The 19,008-nt window shown below is 37.0% G+C and carries 16 protein-coding genes; 8 read left to right on the top strand and 8 right to left on the bottom strand.

The window, feature by feature from the left end:
* Window positions 1-57 precede the first annotated feature (57 nt).
* The 3 genes from mutY to MY04_RS15325 are packed head-to-tail and all read right to left on the bottom strand — an operon-like array spanning window position 58 to window position 2,282.
* A complete protein-coding gene (gene mutY, locus MY04_RS15335) occupies window positions 58-1,113 on the bottom strand; it encodes an A/G-specific adenine glycosylase (RefSeq protein WP_066210977.1) in 1,056 nt (351 codons plus the stop codon).
* A gap of 33 nt (window positions 1,114-1,146) precedes the next feature.
* On the bottom strand, window positions 1,147-1,671 hold the full coding sequence (locus MY04_RS15330) for a DUF2062 domain-containing protein (RefSeq protein WP_066210975.1): 525 nt from the start codon (window positions 1,669-1,671) through the stop codon (window positions 1,147-1,149).
* Window positions 1,656-2,282 carry a rhomboid family intramembrane serine protease gene (locus tag MY04_RS15325; RefSeq protein ID WP_066210971.1) on the bottom strand — a complete coding sequence of 209 codons (627 nt, stop codon included), beginning with the start codon at window positions 2,280-2,282 and terminating at the stop codon, window positions 1,656-1,658. Before MY04_RS15325 ends, MY04_RS15330 begins: the two co-directional genes overlap by 16 nt.
* Before the next feature lie 252 nt (window positions 2,283-2,534).
* Here MY04_RS15325 and MY04_RS15320 point away from each other — a divergent pair, with 252 nt between their 5' ends.
* The 6 genes from MY04_RS15320 to MY04_RS15295 all read left to right on the top strand — a co-directional run bounded on the left by MY04_RS15320 (window position 2,535) and on the right by MY04_RS15295 (window position 7,578).
* A complete protein-coding gene (locus tag MY04_RS15320) occupies window positions 2,535-3,080 on the top strand; it encodes a hypothetical protein (RefSeq protein ID WP_158297724.1) in 546 nt (181 codons plus the stop codon).
* A 359-nt stretch (window positions 3,081-3,439) separates the two neighbouring features.
* Window positions 3,440-4,027 (top strand): 30S ribosomal protein S16, encoded by a 588-nt coding sequence (locus MY04_RS15315; protein WP_066210967.1) that lies wholly within the window; start codon window positions 3,440-3,442, stop codon window positions 4,025-4,027.
* A 351-nt stretch (window positions 4,028-4,378) separates the two neighbouring features.
* On the top strand, window positions 4,379-5,518 hold the full coding sequence (locus MY04_RS15310) for a M48 family metallopeptidase (protein WP_066210965.1): 1,140 nt from the start codon (window positions 4,379-4,381) through the stop codon (window positions 5,516-5,518).
* A 6-nt stretch (window positions 5,519-5,524) separates the two neighbouring features.
* Entirely contained in the window at window positions 5,525-6,184 is a 660-nt protein-coding gene (locus tag MY04_RS15305) for a TIGR00266 family protein (protein ID WP_066210962.1), read from the top strand.
* Between the two features lie 2 nt (window positions 6,185-6,186).
* Window positions 6,187-6,888, top strand: coding sequence for a TIGR00266 family protein (locus tag MY04_RS15300; protein WP_066210960.1), 702 nt, complete (start codon window positions 6,187-6,189; stop codon window positions 6,886-6,888).
* A 3-nt stretch (window positions 6,889-6,891) separates the two neighbouring features.
* Window positions 6,892-7,578, top strand: coding sequence for a TIGR00266 family protein (locus MY04_RS15295; protein WP_066210958.1), 687 nt, complete (start codon window positions 6,892-6,894; stop codon window positions 7,576-7,578).
* Window positions 7,579-7,676: 98 nt separating this feature from the next.
* Here MY04_RS15295 and MY04_RS15290 read toward each other — a convergent pair whose 3' ends face one another.
* The 3 genes from MY04_RS15290 to MY04_RS15280 all read right to left on the bottom strand — a co-directional run bounded on the left by MY04_RS15290 (window position 7,677) and on the right by MY04_RS15280 (window position 12,901).
* Window positions 7,677-9,734, bottom strand: a complete 2,058-nt coding sequence (locus tag MY04_RS15290) for a right-handed parallel beta-helix repeat-containing protein (protein WP_066210955.1) — start codon at window positions 9,732-9,734, stop codon at window positions 7,677-7,679.
* Window positions 9,735-9,912: 178 nt separating this feature from the next.
* Window positions 9,913-11,118, bottom strand: coding sequence for an erythromycin esterase family protein (locus MY04_RS15285; protein WP_066210953.1), 1,206 nt, complete (start codon window positions 11,116-11,118; stop codon window positions 9,913-9,915).
* A gap of 178 nt (window positions 11,119-11,296) precedes the next feature.
* Window positions 11,297-12,901: a fumarate hydratase gene (locus tag MY04_RS15280; protein ID WP_066210949.1), complete on the bottom strand. Its 1,605-nt coding sequence runs from the start codon at window positions 12,899-12,901 to the stop codon at window positions 11,297-11,299.
* 493 nt (window positions 12,902-13,394) lie between these two features.
* On the opposite strand from MY04_RS15280, the gene MY04_RS15275 reads away from it, so the two are divergent.
* On the top strand, window positions 13,395-15,200 hold the full coding sequence (locus MY04_RS15275) for an acyl-CoA dehydrogenase family protein (RefSeq protein WP_066210947.1): 1,806 nt from the start codon (window positions 13,395-13,397) through the stop codon (window positions 15,198-15,200).
* Between the two features lie 213 nt (window positions 15,201-15,413).
* Entirely contained in the window at window positions 15,414-16,190 is a 777-nt protein-coding gene (locus MY04_RS15270; RefSeq protein ID WP_066210943.1) for a cyclase family protein, read from the top strand.
* On the opposite strand, the gene MY04_RS15265 is transcribed toward MY04_RS15270, so the two are convergent.
* On the bottom strand, window positions 16,191-17,597 hold the full coding sequence (locus MY04_RS15265; protein WP_084005911.1) for an ATP-dependent DNA helicase: 1,407 nt from the start codon (window positions 17,595-17,597) through the stop codon (window positions 16,191-16,193).
* Window positions 17,598-17,616: 19 nt separating this feature from the next.
* Window positions 17,617-18,867: an ABC transporter permease gene (locus tag MY04_RS15260; protein WP_205960478.1), complete on the bottom strand. Its 1,251-nt coding sequence runs from the start codon at window positions 18,865-18,867 to the stop codon at window positions 17,617-17,619.
* Window positions 18,868-19,008 lie beyond the last annotated feature (141 nt).

The raw sequence follows: 19,008 nt of genomic DNA, 5'->3' as shown, positions 1-19,008 counted from the left end.
TGAATCATTAAGTATCTAAAATGATCGAAAAGATTTTCTTCTCTGATTCTAAATTACTTAATAAATATTTTTTCTCAAATAATTCTCTAAAATGATTGGCTTTCCGACTGATTGAATTTCATCGATATCCATCCAACTATAGTGGTGCTGTTCAGTTTGAGTCTCCAAAAGAGCATGCAATTTTACATGAAAAAATTTAATAAATAATCTTCTATGTGATAACAAATGCTTAATCGGTTCACTCGAGAAAAAAATATCGTTAGTATTTAAATCTAAACCTGTATTTTCAATAATAATGCCGTTCGATAATTTTTGATCTTTTTCTGATGATATGACCTGTGGGAAGTCAAAAAGACCTGCCCAAATGTCACCTTCTTGTCGTTTCTTCATCAAATACTTTCCATTCTGCTCAATCAGAAAGTATTTGATATACTGATTAGTGACCTTCGTTTTTTTCAATTTCACTGGTCTTTGATCAATATTTTGATGTAAACGACTTTCGCAGGATTGTACAAAAGGACATGTTTCGCAGTTCGGCTTCTTTGGAGTGCAATGCATCGCTCCAAACTCCATCAATGCCTGATTGAAAATATCGGGTTGATCCTCTGAAATCAATTGATTCGCTACTTCTGTAAAGACTTTCTGACCTTTACCTGAAGCAATATCCTCATCAATATCAAAAACTCGGGATAACACTCGGTAAACATTTCCATCGACAGTGGCTACCTTTTCTCTAAAGGCAAATGAAGCTATCGCTGCAGCAGTATAATTGCCGACACCTTTCAGTTTTAGTAAATCTTTATAATTATCTGGAAACTTACCGTTCCATTCATCCATCACTTGGTTGGCAGCCACGTGCATATTTCTCCCACGGGAATAATAGCCGAGTCCTTGCCATAAATGAAGAATCTTATCGATATCCGCTTCAGCGAAGTCTTTTACCGTAGGAAAATTTGCTACAAATTTTTCGTAATAAGGTAAGCCTTGTTGTACTCTTGTCTGTTGAAGGATGATCTCCGACAACCAAATTTTATAGGGATCTTGGGTATGACGCCAAGGTAAATCTCTTTTATTGCTTTCGTACCAATTGATTAAGCTGGAGGCAAAATCCATTTTATAGGTTTAATTTAAGGTGGAATTCTGATTCTATTCTGTAACTCTTTTCTCCTCCGAACTGTTCATGTTTTTCAACATTTTTCGGAAAGCAATTCTTAATAGTCGTTGCATCGGAAGGGCAATAATAGCAGAAACTACAATCCAAACGGCTGCTCCCTGCAACATCAAAATGCCCATTTCTTTAATACCGTGGATAATTCCAATATCCAAAGCCTCTTGAATTTTCTCCAACGTAACGCCTTTTGCACTATTGCCAAAAAGTGATGTTCCTGCCTTGATATAAGGAATAATCATAAACACCTGAATAGGCGATACCGCATAATTGGCAATCTGAATGGCGAACTGATTTAAGCGGAAAATGGATGCCGCCAAAATGCAGAGCCAAGTACAAATCCCCAATAGAGGAGAAGAACCAATTAAAAGTCCCACCGTCACACTCCAAGCCAATAAATGAGGCGTCATTCCTTGTCGGAGTAACGTACGTAATGGAATAAGTATGCGATGAGTGATGTGGTGCTTTATAGAAAGCCTAATTCTTTTTAGAAAGTGATCCATGTTTGGATTTGTTGGAAGAATCTGATAATTGAATTTGGTTCAAGCAAAATTGAAAATGCGATACCCCAAATTGCTCCAAATAAATGAGCAGAGTGATTGATATATGTATTGGGGTTGTTCGATTGATAATAAGAGTAGATCAAAAAGGCTGCTCCTAAGATGAATGATGGAAGGCACAAAACAAAGTACAAGCAAATATCTTGAACTGGAGCAAAGATGATCATAAAGAAAACCACAGAAGAAACAGCTCCGGAAGCACCTAATGATCTATAATTGATATCTCCTTTATGCTTTATATAAGATGGAATATCGGCAATGATAGCACCTCCAAAGTAAAGTGCCAAAAAGGCCAATTCACCGTACAGAACATTTCCAGTAAGAATCATACATATACGTTCAACACTTTCGCCAAAGAAATAGAGGGTAAGCATATTGAACAATAAGTGCATCCAGCTCGAATGAACAAATGCTGAAGAGATAAAACGGTACCACTGATTTTTCGATGCTACCAAATAAGGATCCATCAAAAGTTTGTAGCGGACACTATCATTCTGAAAAGCGTAGTAACTAATACCTACATTCAGGACAATTAATATTAAAGTGATTGACATGTATGATGTTTGTTGAATGTTCTATTTGAATATGCTGCAAGATAATAATCAATTGATAATATCGGATGAAGTTTAAGTTTTTATAAAGGTAGATGGTTTTTGGGAGTGAATATTTATATTGAATAACCGACTTATGTTTTAACTTGAAAACTAATAAACTCTTAGAGTTCGTAGTGACAACTGCGGCTTAACACAACGAACAAATGATAGAGGTAAGGTATCAAATTATGTTTTAATAAATTATTTAATGATATGATGTTAAGTTTGATCATTTTTTTTGCACTGTTTAATGTTGATGATACAATCGAATGGAATGAAAATATTAAACTAAAATTTGAGGATTTTAGAGGAGTGAAACCTGAAAATTCAGAGTTTGATGCTAAAACATATTATATGATAACATATGATTTTGATAGATTTTATTTGAAAACCAAATGTATATTCCTCAAAGAATCATCTTTCTTAGATGGTAATAGTGAACTATTATTGTTGCATGAACAGTTACATTTTGATAACGGAGGTTTAAGAGCAAGAATTATTGAAAATGAAATAAAATATTTAGTCTTTGAGAACAATATTGAGATTACTGTTTTTAATGAATCAAATTATTTTGAAAAATATCATGCTAAAACGAAAAAATTTGAAACTTTATATGATTCAACCACAAAACATGGCACAATTAGGGATAAACAGTTGATATGGGTGGATATTATTGAAGAAGCAAAGAAAGAAAAATATTTAAATATTGAAGAATATGAGAATATAATAAATAACCACCTTAAAGAATCTACTTTTTAGATTGAGTTTCTAATACCTCTAATTCACATATTTGATGCAGTATTGTTATAAGTTACAAACTTATACGAAGCTAGAGTTCGTAGTGACGCCTACGGTTTAACACAACGAACAGGTACTTAACTCCTAACTCCTACCTCCTAATTCCTACCTCTCTTCCTATCTATTAAAAAATATTACCACCCCATCACCCCTCAAAATGTATCAAAAAACAGCAGTTCACCGTTTTTATAATCGGTTTAGGTAGTAGAATTCAATAAGTTATACTATCTTTGCCGATCGAATCGGGAACGTGTTTCCCATATGTTTAACTGTGTCACAAAGGACTGCGTTCCTTTCCAACACACAAATGCTAAATTAAAATGGCAGTAAAAATTCGTTTGGCTCGTCGTGGCCGTAAGAGAAAGCCTATTTACAATGTAGTAGTAGCAGACTCAAGATCTCCTCGTGATGGTCGTTTTATTGAGAAGTTAGGTACTTTCAACCCTAACACTGAACCTGCAACTATCAACATTGACGCTGTAGCTGCAGCAGAATGGTTATTGAAAGGTGCTCAGCCTACTGACACTGCTCGTACTGTTCTTTCAAAAGCAGGTGCAATGTACAAGAAACACCTTCAAGTAGGTGTGAACAAAGGCGCTAAAACTCAAGAGGAAGCTGATAAACTTTTTGATGCATGGATGTCAGAGAGATCTTCTGCTTACGCTGCTGAGTTAGAAGCAAAGAAAGCTGCTGCTGAAGCTGCTGTTAAAGCAGAATTAGAAGCAGGTGTTGCTGCTCGTAAAGCTGCTGAAGAAGCTGAGAAAAAAGCTGAGGCTGAAGCTCTTGCTGCTGCCGCTGCTGCTCAAGCTGAAAAAGAAGCTGCTGAGGCTGCTGAAGCTTCAACTGAGGAATCAGGTGAAGAAGCTGCTGCTGAAGGCGAAGCTACTGAAGAAGAGTCTGCTGAGTAATTCCAGCACAAATCTTAAGTCGAAGGTAAATGCCCTCGTATTTACCCCGTAAACTAGGTTTACGTAATCTCCAAATCGAAAATATTTGCCCTACGCCTCCCAAGCGTAGGGCTTCTTTATGCCCAATAGTTTCTAGTAGTATCGTTGGGAAATATCAACTTTATCGCATAACTTGACTAAGCTTAAGTTTATAAAATGCGACCTCGTTCAATTATAAAATAATTGGGGCACATTATTGGATAGGTTTTAACCTATTCAATGTAACTCTTCAAAAAACCATGATTTCAATCATGGGCACACAGAAATAAGGTGCGTAAAAAAACTCAAGCCTCAATAAATATTACTTATTTAATGCCAACAATAACTAACAAGACTAATTCTACCTCTTACAAAGCCATCTTGATTCATCCTCAATTACCAACAGGAAGACAACAAGGAGACGTACGTTTTGGATCTCAGAAAGTGGATATCCAAGCAGGTGATTTCTATTATGCTATTCCTTTTGCTGAGTTAGAAATTGAAGCAGGTGGAGCCTCAGGTCAGTTTATCTTTTTCAAATCGAGAAAAGAGAAAGATATTTCCTTCTATACAAAGGACAAATCTATTCTTAAAGACGATTTCTTGATAAGTGATCCACGTTTTCGGGAACATATCAAGAAGACGAAGTTTGCACTGACTAATCTTTATAGGGGAGCAGCCTTGTTCCTTAGTGTTTGTCTGATCATCATCACAAGTTTTTATCTGTTTAAAGATAGTATCGTTAAAATGGCTGCTCGAAATGTCCCCATCTCCTGGGAAGAACAAATGGGAGATGAGCTTTTCGAATCCATCAAAAAGGAATATACATTTATCGAAAACGATTCCTTGATAGGGGTGTTGGGGAATGAACTTCAACCTCTAATAAATCAAGTAGAAGCAGAAGGATTTCATATCGAATTGTACTTAGTGGAAGATGCTTCTATAAATGCTTTTGCATTACCTGGTGGAAAGGTGATGATCAATTCAGGCTTGATAAAGAATGCCTCTTCTTGGGATGAAGTGGCAGGAGTGATGGCACACGAAATCTCTCATGTTTCCTTAAGGCATCATGTTCGAGGAGCAATTGATAAAATCGGCTTTTTTAGTGTCGTTTACTTGTTCTTGGGTGATGGTTCTGCTGTAATGGCCACCTTAGCCAACACTATGTTCGAATTACAGACTACGGCTTACTCAAGAACTTTGGAACAGGAAGCCGATAGTCAAGGCATCAACTATTTGCAGCAAAGCAGAATCAATCCAGAAGGTATGATTCAATTTTTTGAAATGTTGGATGAGAAACACGAAATGACTCAAATTGATAGTTTGCTTCAGTTTGTGTCTACACATCCTTCTACTCCAGATAGAATTAATGATCTGAAAGAACAGATTGAAGATAAAAAAGAAAATAACTATATCTCTTTCCAATCGAATTACGACGATTTTAAAGAGGGTGTATTACTAACAACTAATTAGATTTTTATGAATTTAGATGTTAAAGGCAAACCTGCTTTTGCCCATGTTCATGTAACGATTGAACCCGGGGAGTCGTTTGTCGCAGAATCGGATGCGATGTCAAGTATGTCTGCTCAACTTGATATGACTGCCGAATTAAATGGAGGATTTTTTAATGCCGTACTTAAAAAAATCTTTGGTGGCGAAACACTTTTTGTCAACCGTTTTACCAACAACACTTCTGAGCCGCTTACTTTAACTATTACACAACCGACACCTGGAGATATGGAGGTGAAGGAGCTAAATGGAGAAAGTTTCTGTTTACAGCAAGGCGCTTATATCGCATCTACTCCAGATGTGAAATTGGGTGTGAAATATGCCGGTATTGGCTCTTGGATAGGTGGCGAAGGTCTATTTAAATTGATGGTATCTGGACATGGGAAAGTCATTTTTGGTGCTTTCGGTGGTTTAATCGAAAGAGAAGTAAGTGGCGAATTTATTGTCGATACAAGTCACTTGGTCGGTTATGAGCCAGGTATGAAACTGAAGCCTCAATTGTCTGGTGGTATTTTCTCTTCTCTATTTGGAGGTGAGGGATTAGTCACAAGAGTGGAAGGTTCAGGTAAGATTTTTATTCAGACAAGAAGTTTGTCTGGGATGACATCATGGGTAAATAGAAACTTATAATCATGGCAGAACTATTGAATACATCATTAAAGACAGAGATTCAGTTGGGGCCAGGGGCATCAGCTGTTAAAATAGATTTGGAGCCTGGACAACATTTTACTGCCGAGGCAGGAGCAATGATTGCCATGAGTCCATCCATCACAATGACGACCACTACACATAAGAAAAGTGGAGGTGGTATTATGAAAGGTCTGAAAAGAATGCTGTCGGGCGAAAGCTTTTTCTTAAATCACTATTCGGCAGGAAACGAAGGGGGAACTGTTTGGTTAAGTGCGACCCTAGCAGGTGATATGATGACGCATGAGTTGAGCGGAGAAGGATTAGTCGTTCAAGCAGGTTCATACGTGGCATCATCACCAGATATCGAAGTAGATTTTAACTGGCAGGGCTTTAAAAGTTTCTTCTCGGGAGAAAGTGCTTTTTGGTTGAATTTAAATGGTCAGGGTACTGTCATCTTCAACTCTTACGGTGCGATTTATCCGATAGAAATCGATGGTGACTATATCGTAGACACAGGTCATATCGTCGCTTTCGAAGAGACACTTGACTTTGAAGTAACTAAAGCTGGACAAAGCTGGGTGAGTTCATTCCTTGGTGGAGAAGGCTTGGTGTGTAAGTTTAAAGGAAAAGGAACCGTTTGGGTGCAATCGCATAACCCAAGTTCATTCGGACAAATTTTAGGACCAACATTAAGACCAAGATAGATCATGCTTACAGAAGATAAAAAAGGATTAGATTTTAGATTTGACTGTAAACCTGATTTTGGTTTTATTACAGTCAACATCCCATCGGGAGAAAAAATAAAAGTAGAAGCTTCGGCCATGGCAACGATGGATACAAACATCGAAATGCATACGAAAATGAAGGGTGGATTCGGTAGAATTTTCTCTGGAGAATCGCTTTTCATTAACGAGTTTGAAGCAAAGAACGGTGCAGGAGATATTCAAATTGCTCCAGGAGCGCCAGGCGACGTGGAACATGTGTATTTAGAGAATGAATCGATTTACCTTCAGAATTCTGCTTTTGTGGCTTCAGCAATGAGCGTTGAAGTAGAAACAAAATTCCAAGGGTTAACAAAAGGATTCTTCTCAGGCGAAAGCTTGTTCTTGATAAAATGTTCGGGAACAGGAGATCTTTGGTTCAACTCTTATGGTGGAATCATAGAAATTGATGTAGAAGACGGCTATGTGGTCGACACAGGACATATTGTGGCTTTCACAGAAGGTTTAGACTATAATATCTCAAAAGTGGGAGGTTATAAATCACTTTTCTTCTCAGGCGAAGGCTTTGTTTGCCGTTTCTCAGGAAAGGGTAAAGTATGGATTCAAACGAGAAAGGTAGGTCCATTTACAAGTTGGATTCATCCTTATCGTCCAGTGAAGAGTAAGAGTTAATCGATTACAAATTTGATGATACAAAAAATCCATCCGAGCAATCAGATGGATTTTTTTATAAGTAGTCCACATCAAAATATCATCAAAAGTCGATCAGCTTATTGTACCACTTTCTGATCATCTACTTTATCATTTTCTTGAATCAATTGAGACCAATCTCTCAAAGGTGCATTGGGAACAATTGCCCCGATAATATTCCCTTTAATTGGATTGCCGAAGAAGTCAGTTTTCACTTCCAATCCTCCATAATAGATTCCTTTTTCCGTTTTGTCGGATTTTAATTTTGGAATCGCTTCTCCTTTATATATCAAGTTATTATTCTTTGGCACATAGTCTTTGGCCTCAGAACCATTTTCGTTTTCGAATTTAGGTAGACCGCCTAAGGCTTTTTCATCCCAATATCCTTTAGCCAATGCATTTTCAACAGCCGAGAATTTATCTTTACCATCGACATTGTACAGTCGGTAGATATTGTTTCTCATGATCAATTCCATTTTGTCCAATTCTTTTTGATTCATTGGACGGATGTTGGCCATAACAGAACCATCAAATCCTTTGCCTGCTTTTGCCCCTTCTTTTGCCTCTTTTGAAATCATAAAATCAAAAGCAGCATCATATGCTTCCCCATCTTTCCAACGGTGCATTGACCAACCGCTGTTTGTTTTTTCTTCTAACCAGAATAAGTTGTTCATCATTACAAGTCCTTCATTAGAAGTGGAAATATTGAATACATTTGGGTTGGTATAAGGTTTATTTCCAGCAATCGTATTGATGATGGTGTTATTATAAATGTACGTCTGATAAGGTCCCAAATACTTTTTATGATGATTATGACCATTCACCGTCACAATCGCTCCCGGCGTCCCCACTTTCCCCCAGAACTTTTGATGAGGATCCTTAATATTTCTCCAACCATCATTTATGCTGACATTAAATCGGTACGAACAATTGTAGTTGAGTCCAAGTATCTCGATAAAACCACCCGCATTATAACGACTCAAGCAATGTTGAAGCACCACGTTTTTACAGTTAAAATCGATATGTGCACCACAAGAGTCGGCAATTCCTTGAGCTCCTTCGAAGACATTGTGTTCGAACAAGAAGTTCTGTAATCCCCATGTCCACATACCGCTACCGCGACCCCATTTACGTGTGTCATTTCTATTTCCCGACTCTGTAATTCGGCTATATTTTAAATGACTATTATTGCATCTGTTGAACTGCATTCCAGGACCACCAGCCTGATACACCGTACAATGTTCAATGCGTACATCATCTACATTATGCTTTAACGAACCATCAATTTTACCGTTTCCTTTAAAGCGAATGCCCATTTGACTCACATTTTTGACTGTGACATGCTGTACCGCTACATTACGAATCCCTTTTCCTTTTTGATGCACCTGACCAAAAACTCCCCATCCCCAACCAGCGTCATCATTCATATTCCATTGTCTACAAGCACGAGAAGTTTCTGCTTTATTTAATAGGTATACATCTTCGATATCCACATTATATACTAAGAAGTTCTCCATTAAACTATGCGTATGTGAATTATCAGATAGTATTCTGATGGCATAACGCTGATTTAAACGTTTCTCGTTTTTATTGTACATGAAAGTGCCGTTTTCAGGACCTCCATTCCCCGTCATTTTTAAATCTGATATCAATACATTGGAAGTATTCTGAACCCAAATACCTGCAGGATAGCCTTTAAAGTTGATGGTCGCTTTACCATCACCATAACTGCCAATATGAATACGTTTGTTATTCTTTGATGAGGTATTCAGATTAATCAAATCAATACTACCAAAGTGTTCTTGATTTCCTTTTAAAAGAATCTGATCTCCAAAATTAACCTTTAGTTTAACTAGCTGCCCTAAACTTTTAATTGCTTTCTTTTTGCTTAAGCCATTGTTCTTATCATTGCCGTCTTTAGCGTCTACATAGATGGTTCTTTTAAATTTAAAAGAAGGTTTGTATTTGATTTGATTGTTGGTAACAACATCATCAAACTTAAAATTATTTGGAGTTAAGGGTACTTCGTTGCTAATGGGAACCGAATTGGCCTTTTCCATTGCACTCTCCAATTGAACTTGTCCCCAAACCGAAGTAGAGAGGAAGATCAATAGGAACTTAAAAATCATTTCTTTCATCACATACTATTTTAATATTCGAGGGTAATTGACTTTTAAAAGTATTACCACTAAGAGCTTGATGCAAGCTATTGAATATCAGATAGAGATAGAGTTAAAGAAATGATTTAAAAGAGGTGGTAAATGTAAAACAGGGTGTATCTCAATGCAGAATCATGCATTTACCCTTGTTCTAGTATCATTTAACTAGGGAAGTACAAGAGAGTTGTTCCTCTATGTAAATGACTCCATCGTAGACTTCAGTCCATTTCATTCGATACGGAAAATCAATTAATCCCTTCATAGAAAAATGCACAGCTTTACCTTTAAATTCTGTAAAATCGGTAAATGATAATGTATATTTTGAGTCGGAAAGCCACTGTTCAAAAGAGTTTTTTGCAGGTTTTCTGATGTTATAAGGTTCGGTATTAATTCTACCTGCTTGTCCTTTATAACTTGTAAAACCTAGTGTGTACATCTCATTTCCTAGAGTTTTGTAGGTCATAAGACCAAGTGAACTATGGAATTTTAAATGACTCTTCGCTGTATGCATATTAGCAGCCCAAACTATTATTTTCTCATTCGGAAAGCGTTTTTGAGAGAGCCAAATTAAATTATTAGCCATCTGTACATCTCGGTATTGAAAAGTACTGTTTTTAGAATAGATTTTTTTCATGTTGATCAACCAAGAATTCTCCGCATATCCGTTTAGGTTCTGTAATTCCTGCTTCATGAAATCATCTTTGCTATACTCTTGATCAATTGATTTTAGAGTAGCAAAAAAGAATGATCGATCTTTTTCCGTCGCTTTTGAGTCGTATTCATTCTTATACAACTCATCTAGAATATCAATAAATCGTTTCTTGTCTTCAATTTCAATGTTATTGTCTGATAAAAAACGATCAAAATCTTCTGAATAAATATCTTTTGGATGGGCATCATATCGACGAACGTCAACGCCGGTCATGTATAATGGTTGGTTTGAGGAATACGTGTCTTTTATATAATCGAAGGTCGACTGACACTCTTCGCATTTGGTCCAAATTTGGAATATTTTATCCTTGGCTGCTTCGAAATTTTGTGGATCTTCTTCGAAGTTTTTCTGCATACCATAGAAGTTACTTTCGAAGGCAATGATATTGAACCCAAGTTCTTCGTGAAGGTATTTCACCAAACGACTTTTCATTTTAAAGGTATTCGCATCTCCATGGTCTTGTTCTCCCAACATAACCACTTTAGCGTCACCAATGGAGTTCTTGATTGCTTCTAGGTCGGAATAATCCTCCTGATCAAAATCAAATGATGTGATGGGACTAGTATTTTCGAGAACATAGTTTTTGATGTCTTTCTGACCGAACAATATGTGTGCGATAAGTGTAAAGAGTAGAGTAAGTCTTAATGTCATGATTAAATTGTTGAAGTGAATTTTAGTTTCTATCAAATAGACCCATCAACTATTTGAATGGTAGTAATTTCAATAAAAAAATCCCTCATCACCGAAGTCATGAGGGATTAATTTTTTGAAATCTATGTAATCGCTAGTGCGGATTAATACAGATATTAAGCAGTTAAACATTTACTGCTTAAAGTTCAGCAAAGAAGTCGTTTCCTTTGTCGTCAACAATAATGAAGGCAGGGAAGTTTTCGATTTCGATCTTACGAACCGCTTCCATTCCTAACTCTTCGAAGTCAACTACCTCTACCGACTTAATGTTCTCTTTTGCTAAAATTGCAGCAGGACCACCGATCGATCCTAGGTAGAATCCACCGTGTTCGTTACAAGCATCTGTTACTTGTTGCGAACGGTTACCTTTTGCTAGCATAATCATAGAACCACGTTTTGCTTGGAATGGTCCAACATAAGGGTCCATTCTACCCGCAGTTGTTGGTCCGAATGATCCTGAAGGCATTCCTTCTGGAGTTTTTGCTGGACCAGCATAATACACTGGGTGGTTTTTGAAGTACTCAGGCATTTCCTCACCGTTGTCCAACATTTGCTTGATACGAGCGTGAGCGATGTCACGAGCCACGATCAATGTACCTTTCAAGTTCAAACGCGTCTTGATTGGATATTTTGTCAATTCAGCCAATACCTCTTCCATAGGTCTGTCCAAATCGATTTCGATAGGATCAGCCATTGCAGCAGACTCAGTAGGGATCAAACGACGAGGATTTCTTTCTAGTTCTTCTAACCAGATACCGTCTTCGTTGATTTTTGCTTTGATGTTTCTATCCGCAGAACAAGAAACGCCAATACCCACTGGACAAGATGCAGCGTGACGAGGCAAACGGATTACTTTTACATCGTGTGTAAAGTATTTACCACCGAATTGCGCACCGATCAAGCTTTCTTGACAGATCTTTTGGATTTTTTCTTCCCACTCCACATCACGGAAAGCCTGACCACCCATGTTACCTTCAGTAGGTAGGTTGTCGTAATATCCTGCTGATGCTTTTTTCACTGTCGCCATGTTTGCTTCAGCAGAAGTACCACCAACTACAAATGCTAAGTGATAAGGAGGACAAGCTGCAGTACCAATCGACTTTAGTTTTTCTTTAACGAATGCCGTTAAGCTTTCGTCGTTCAATAAAGCCTTAGTTTGTTGGTACAAGAAAGTTTTGTTTGCAGATCCACCACCTTTTGCCATAAACAAGAACTCATAAGAGTTACCTTGCTCAGAATAAATATCTATTTGTGCAGGAAGGTTAGTTCCTGTATTTTTCTCCTCAGTCATAGTTAAAGGCACTACCTGAGAGTAACGTAAGTTTCTTTCTTTGTATGTTTCGTAGATACCACGAGACAAATGCTCCGCATCGTTAGCACCTGTTATTACACTCTCACCTTTCTTACCCATTACGATAGCTGTACCTGTATCTTGGCAAGATGGTAATTGTCCTTCAGCTGCTACAGCTGCGTTCTCTAACAAAGTACGTGCAACAAAACGATCGTTGTCTGAAGCTTCAGGATCGTCCAAGATCTTAGCTACTTTCTCTAAATGGGCTGTTCTTAAATAGAAAGAAACATCTGCCATTGCTTCTTGAGAAAGCATTTCCAATCCTTTAGGATCAACTTTTAAAAATTTACGACCGTCAACTTCGATTGTTGAAACATAATCCTTTGTTAGTAATCTATACTTTGTGTCATCTCCTTTTAAAGGAAATGGTTTTTGATAGAAAAATTCGCTCATGATTCTAATGTTATAATTCCTTGTGATAAACGCTTGTTTGTTTTTGTATAACTCGCATGTGTTCAAGCCCTACAAAAATACATAACGAGTTCCATAGCAATAGTGAGATAAGTCATAATTATAAAATAGATTTAAATGATTCTAATAATTAATAGAATCATTCTTATGTGATAATTGTTATTAATGCACCATTGAAAAAAAAATAAACGTTATTTCAACATTTTTTTCTCTTTTGTTATGCTTGCATAATATTTTTACATATATTTGAAAATAGATGTTATGCTTGCATACATTAATAAGTGAATGATCACTTCTATAAAGCAGTTTAATATCGACATTTTGATGTCTTGACCAATAAATAACACAAACATAACCGTGTGAAACTTTGGACAAGGTCAAAATGGAAATAACTCTCAGTGAATATCTATTTTGACCTTCTGAAGGTTCAAACACCAAAGAAAAAACAACACTATAAAAATTACATTTTAGAATTATGAACACTGTAACCAATAAGAAAGCAATCAAAGGAGGAGAATTTTTGATTCGTGAATCTGAAGCGAATGAAATTTTTACTCCCGAGGAATTTTCTGAAGAACAGGTAATGATGGCGCAAGCCACTAAAGATTTTATCGATACTGAAATCACACCCAATGCAAAGAAAATTGATGGGCATGATTGGGAATTGGTAGAAAACATTTTTAAGAAAGCAGGTGAATTAGGACTTTTAGGTATTTCAGTACCGGAAGAAAAAGGAGGATTAGGCATGAGCTTTAATACTTCTATGTTAATCGCTGATGTTTTTGGAGAAGCAGGTTCATTCTCTACAACTTATGGAGCACATACAGGTATTGGTACATTACCAATCATGTATTATGGAAACGATGCTCAAAAAGACAAATACTTACCACTACTAGCTTCTGGAGAATGGGCAGCAGCTTATGCATTGACTGAACCTGATGCAGGATCAGATGCTAACTCTGGAAAAACGAAAGCAGTTTTATCAGATGATGGATCACATTACCTTTTAACAGGTCAAAAAATGTGGATCTCTAACGCAGGTTTTGCAGATCTATTTATCGTATTCGCAAAAATTGAAGACGATAAAAATCATACTGCATTTATAGTAGAAAAGTCGTTCGGTGGTATTACAATGAACGAAGAAGAAGAAAAGCTAGGTATCAAAGGTTCTTCTACTCGTCAGGTATTCTTCACAGACTGTAAAGTGCCTGTGGAAAATATGTTATCAGAAAGAGGTAATGGTTTTAAAATCGCTGTAAACATTCTAAATATTGGTCGTGCGAAACTAGGTGCGGGTGTATTAGGTGGATGTCGTGCAGTAATTAATTATGCTACTACTTATGCCAAAGAGCGTAAGCAATTCAAGCAGCCAATTGCCAATTTCGGTGCAATCAAGCAAAAACTAGCTCAGATGACGACAAAGACTTATGTGATTGAGTCGATGTGTTACAGAGCAGGTCAAAATATAGAAGACCATACCGAAGATTTATTAGTGGGCGGTATGGACGAAGCAAAAGCCAAATTAAAAGGAGTAGAGCAATTTGCCATAGAGTGTGCTATCCTCAAAGTATTTGGTTCTGAGGTACTGGATTTCGTAGTGGATGAAGGTGTTCAGGTATATGGAGGTATGGGATTCTCGGCAGAAGCTCCTGTGGAAAGAGCCTATAGAGATGCCCGTATTTCTAGAATTTATGAAGGTACAAACGAGATCAACAGAATGCTTCTTGTAGGTATGATGATCAAACGAGCTATGAAAGGCGAGTTGGACATTGTTTCTCCTGCTATGGATGTAGCAAAAGAGTTGACTTCAGTGCCATCATTCGAAACAATTGATACGTCTATCTTATTTAATGTTGAAAAAGACATCTTAAAGCGTCTGAAAAAAGCAGCATTAATGGTAGCAGGTAGAGCAGTTCAAGTGTTCGAAGCTAAAATCAACGATCAACAAGAGATCTTGATGAATGTAGCGGATATGTTAATACAAATCTACGCTGCAGAATCTACAATTCTTCGTACAGAGAAGATGGTAGAAGACAAAGGTGAGGAAGCTTGTAAGCAACAAATCAACATCGCAAAAGTATTCATTAGAGAAGCTGCTGAAGTTATCGCTACTGCTGGTAGAGAAGCAATCGGTGGTATCGCTACTGGAGACGAACAAAAAGTAATGTTGATGGGCTTGAAGCGTTTCACTAAGTACGATTTAGAAAACGTACACATGTTAAGACGTGAATTAGCTGACACAGTTATTGAGAAAGAAGCTTATCCTTTCTTCATTATCTAATCAGCGTACACATAAAACTTTTTATCAATATTCGTATTGATGAAATAGGACGATTAAATACTTGGTTACATGATGAAAAAGCCAACTCGATTCGGGTTGGCTTTTTTATTGCAGCTATTTTCTTTCTGAAAAGGTCATAATCAGTGAATTATCAATTGATATTTCCTTTTACATATCTCATTTTAATATTTCTCGCTACAAATAAACTCAGTTATGAAAATTGTAGATCTCTCTAAACCAATTAAATTCAACAAAAAAGATCCATGGTTTATGCGTGTTAAAATCAAACATAAACCCCATAAAAAAGCCAAGTGGTTGATCCGTCTTTTAGGATTGCCTTTCAATTTATTTCCTAAAGGATTTGATGGATGGGCAGATGATACCATCGAAAAAATGGGAGTGCATTCCACTACGCATATCGACGCTCCGTGGCATTATTCTCCAACGGTAGCGGGTCAAAAAGCCAAAACAATTGATGAAGTTCCTTTGGATTGGTGCTATGGAGAAGGTTTAGTAATAGACATGGAACACAAAGAAGATTTTGATCCAATTACAGTTGCTGATATCGAAACTTTCCTCTTAAAAAATCAATTGGAAATTAAAGAGGGTATGATTGTTTTAATCAAGACTGGTCGAGATAAATTTAATGGTACTGAAAATTTCCATAAGGTAGGAACAGGAATGAGTGCGGAAGCAACTCACTATCTTATTGATAAAGGAATAAAAGTAATGGGAATCGATTCTTGGGGATGGGATTTACCTCTGCCTTATCTATTGCAAAAAGCAAAAGAAACAGGAAACTCAGAATTGTTTTGGGAAGCACATTTAGTAGGACAGGAGAAGGAATACTGTCATATGGAACAATTAGTGAACTTAGGGGCTCTTCCATACGAAGGGTTTAAAGTGGCTGTTTTTCCATTGAAAATTGTAGGAGCATCGGCAGCACCAGCTAGAGTGGTGGCGATGATTGAAGAAGATAGTCCTTATTAATTAAAAGAACCTATCAGGATAATTCATTAAAAACAACTCTGATTTTGCTCTGGTTAACGCTGTATATTGCCAACGAACAAAGTCGGAGTTGATCATATCGTCTCTTAAAAATCCACAATCCACAAAAATAGCATCCCATTGTCCACCTTGTGCTTTATGGCAAGTGAGGGCATAGGAAAACTTTACCTGAAGTGCATTTAAGTAAGGATCTTCTCGGATCATTTTATTTCGTGCTTTTGGGTTTTCTACACTTTCGTACTCTTCTACTACTTGATGAAAAAGTGAACGGTTCTCCTCTTGATCCAACTGTGGAGTAAAGGAGTGAAGGGTATCTAAAATAATCTTTGCTTCCACTTGAGGATGGTTTTCATAATCCAGCAATCTGAAACGGATATCACAGAATCGTAAACCATAACGCTCTTCAATTCCGCCTACTCTAGAAACCTCTATAAACTCTCCATTGGCAAGGAAACCGGCAGGGGAATCGTCATCCAACCAGAAATAATTATTACGGACGATCATCAAATAATCGCCGGCATCTAGTTCGTCTTCCCTATAATGTATTTGCCTTCTGATGTACTGATTGTATTGAGTGGCCGCTCGATTGGATCGAGTAATGATCACCGTATTTTCAGTCCCATATTTATTATAACCATACAACAATCCATCTTCTAGCCTATCCGTTCCCATCTTAAAGATGTCTTTAAAAGCTGAAGTATTGAATTTTATTTGTTGATCTTTTTGAAGGCAATTTCTAAGCTGAGTAGCATTATATAAGATCCCCGATTCCGATGCCTGACGAACCACTTCTGTGAGTTCATGTCCAATTAGATTTAAGTGATGAACATTTTGAAGGTATATTTCGTCCAAGGCAGGGCTGATTTCTTGCTTTACCGGAGGGAGCTGCGCAATATCTCCAATCAATATCAGTTTATTGTTGGCTTTGAGATCCTGAAAAACATAATTGATTAATGAAGTAAGCAGGCCTTCTCCTCCAGGATAAGATTGGTCGTCAATCATCGACGCTTCATCCACAATGAAAATGGTATTGACAGCATTATTCTTCATGCGTTCGAAGCTGGTCATTCCCGTATCTGGATCTTCCGATTGTTTATAAATGATACGGTGAATAGTAAACGCCTTTCTTTGTGCATAAGAAGACATCACCTTTGCAGCACGACCTGTAGGTGCTAACAAAAGGGGTTTATAACTATAAAAACGCAGAATATTTGATAAAGCCGTAATAACTGATGTTTTACCAGTACCGGCATATCCTTTAAGAACAAAAGTATTTTTCCTTCTGTTTTTTTCAAGAAGAAAAGGGTCCATCAATTCAAAAAGTTTCTTTTGTCCGTTGGTTGGCTCAAAAGGAAACTGTGCACTAATTCTTTCTGATGGGGTGATCATTGGGGATAATATTTCTTTATTATGAAGCTCGCATTGCTTCTACAGGATCCATTCTTGAAGCTGAAATTGCAGGAGCGATACCCGAAATTACACCAACAAGTGCAGAAATAAATAATCCGACAATTAAATTTTGAAAGTTTAATGAAATTTGGAAGGATTCAGTGGAGAATAGGGAGAGTCCGGAGACGAGAAATAATCCCATAATACCGCCAAAGAAACTTAGGAACATGGCTTCGCAAAGGAACTGCAAGAGGATAAAGTAATTTTTAGCCCCTAACGCTTTTTGAATACCTATTTGTGAGGTTCTTTCTTTTACAGATACAAACATGATATTGGCAATACTAAAACCGCCTACCAAGATAGAAAACATACCGATAACTCCACCTGCCAGTTTTAAAGCACCTGTTACTGAGCCGATAAATTCGACAATAGCATCCGTTTTATTCAATGCAAAGTTATCTTCTTCTTTTGGTCGAATACCTCTAAATCGACGTAATAAACCTCTTAATTCACCTTGAATTTCCTCCATATTTTCGTCTTCTTCGAAGCCTTTCACGATGAGCTGTGGAGAAATATAGTTTCCTTTAGATGCATACATTTTTACCAATGCACTGTAAGGAATCATAACTAAATTATCGTTAGAAGGTGTATTTAATAAGCTTTCCCCTTGTTTCTCAAAAACACCAATTACTTTAAACTTTTGTCCTTGAGTTTTGATTGTTTTTCCAATAGCATCCCCATGTCGGAATAATTGCTCAGCTACAGCATGCCCAATAATAGCGTTTTGTGCACCATTTTGAGATTCACTTACCGTAAAATATCGTCCTTGTTCAATGGTAGAGGTATTAATTTTATTGTATTCATAAGAGGTACCGAAAATGGTCCCATCTTCAAAGGTGTTGTTTCTATATTGGAAAGTTTTGCCTCTTTTATCCTCAAAAATAGCCACGTGTTTTACCCACTTGCCATTCTCTTTAATAAACTGATATTCTTTAACTGTAGGGCTTGGTCTTCTATAATACTTCCACCAAGGATAATTAGGTTCGTTGAAAGCAAAGGGCCACTTTCCTACATACATTACTTTATCTCCAAAAACTGATAGTGAAGATTGAATACTATTATTAAGAGCATCTACTAGAGTGAAGATGGCGATGATGGCAAAAATACCAACCGTTACACCAAGAAGTGAGAGTATTGTTCTGAGTACATTTTCTTTTAAAGCGTTCACCGCGAAGCGAAAACTTTCAAAAAACAGTCTTATGAAAAGCATAATTTCGAAAAAATGGAAATTTTTTAGATAATAAATCCTTTATCTATTGATTGATTGGAGATTATCTGATCTTTATTTGTTAAATTTACCGTCTTGATTTTCAAGGTACGCATTTTGTGTGTATTCAAGAAAAGTTAAGCG

It is taken from the genome of Flammeovirga sp. MY04 (genome assembly GCF_001682195.2).
Classification (GTDB): domain Bacteria; phylum Bacteroidota; class Bacteroidia; order Cytophagales; family Flammeovirgaceae; genus Flammeovirga; species Flammeovirga yaeyamensis.
Note: the sequence above shows the minus strand (reverse complement) of the source record. Positions and strands in the feature narration are given on the sequence as shown.

Excerpts from the sequence above, each read along its gene's own strand:
- mutY (WP_066210977.1), bottom strand. The coding sequence starts at position 1,113 with ATGGATTTTGCCTCCAGCTTAATCAATTGGTACGAAAGCAATAAAAGA.
- MY04_RS15330 (WP_066210975.1), bottom strand. The coding sequence starts at position 1,671 with ATGGATCACTTTCTAAAAAGAATTAGGCTTTCTATAAAGCACCACATC.
- MY04_RS15325 (WP_066210971.1), bottom strand. The coding sequence starts at position 2,282 with ATGTCAATCACTTTAATATTAATTGTCCTGAATGTAGGTATTAGTTAC.
- MY04_RS15320 (WP_158297724.1), top strand. The coding sequence starts at position 2,535 with ATGATGTTAAGTTTGATCATTTTTTTTGCACTGTTTAATGTTGATGAT.
- MY04_RS15315 (WP_066210967.1), top strand. The coding sequence starts at position 3,440 with ATGGCAGTAAAAATTCGTTTGGCTCGTCGTGGCCGTAAGAGAAAGCCT.
- MY04_RS15310 (WP_066210965.1), top strand. The coding sequence starts at position 4,379 with ATGCCAACAATAACTAACAAGACTAATTCTACCTCTTACAAAGCCATC.
- MY04_RS15305 (WP_066210962.1), top strand. The coding sequence starts at position 5,525 with ATGAATTTAGATGTTAAAGGCAAACCTGCTTTTGCCCATGTTCATGTA.
- MY04_RS15300 (WP_066210960.1), top strand. The coding sequence starts at position 6,187 with ATGGCAGAACTATTGAATACATCATTAAAGACAGAGATTCAGTTGGGG.
- MY04_RS15295 (WP_066210958.1), top strand. The coding sequence starts at position 6,892 with ATGCTTACAGAAGATAAAAAAGGATTAGATTTTAGATTTGACTGTAAA.
- MY04_RS15290 (WP_066210955.1), bottom strand. The coding sequence starts at position 9,734 with ATGAAAGAAATGATTTTTAAGTTCCTATTGATCTTCCTCTCTACTTCG.
- MY04_RS15285 (WP_066210953.1), bottom strand. The coding sequence starts at position 11,118 with ATGACATTAAGACTTACTCTACTCTTTACACTTATCGCACACATATTG.
- MY04_RS15280 (WP_066210949.1), bottom strand. The coding sequence starts at position 12,901 with ATGAGCGAATTTTTCTATCAAAAACCATTTCCTTTAAAAGGAGATGAC.
- MY04_RS15275 (WP_066210947.1), top strand. The coding sequence starts at position 13,395 with ATGAACACTGTAACCAATAAGAAAGCAATCAAAGGAGGAGAATTTTTG.
- MY04_RS15270 (WP_066210943.1), top strand. The coding sequence starts at position 15,414 with ATGAAAATTGTAGATCTCTCTAAACCAATTAAATTCAACAAAAAAGAT.
- MY04_RS15265 (WP_084005911.1), bottom strand. The coding sequence starts at position 17,597 with ATGATCACCCCATCAGAAAGAATTAGTGCACAGTTTCCTTTTGAGCCA.
- MY04_RS15260 (WP_205960478.1), bottom strand. The coding sequence starts at position 18,867 with ATGCTTTTCATAAGACTGTTTTTTGAAAGTTTTCGCTTCGCGGTGAAC.